Origin of the sequence: Streptomyces sudanensis (assembly GCF_023614315.1) — a bacterium.
Classification (GTDB): Bacteria; Actinomycetota; Actinomycetes; order Streptomycetales; family Streptomycetaceae; genus Streptomyces; species Streptomyces sudanensis.
In genome coordinates, this window is the sequence record NZ_CP095474.1 from 2404341 (window position 1) to 2404579 (window position 239).

A 239-nucleotide genomic window follows, 5' to 3' on the forward strand; every position below is an offset into this window, starting at 1 on the left:
CGGCTGGTGTGGGGCGGGCTGGTGGCGGGGGTGCTGCTGTCCCTGCAGTGGGAGCCGACGCACCTGGTGTGGCACGTGTTCGCCACGCCGAACGGCAGCCCGTACCGGCAGACGTTCGTCCTGGCCGGGGTGGTGGTGATGGCCGCGTGGACGGGTGCCGCCGCCGGCTGGCCGGGGTGGCGGGCGCTGCTGGGCGGGGCGGGCGTGCTGGCCGCCGTGGCGGCGGCGGCCTCGGGGAG

1 pseudogene is annotated in these 239 nt (G+C 78.7%); it reads left to right on the plus strand.

The annotated features are described in order from the left end of the window. Window positions 1-239 (plus strand): annotated as a pseudogene (locus MW084_RS11085) (YfhO family protein); the annotation flags it as partial.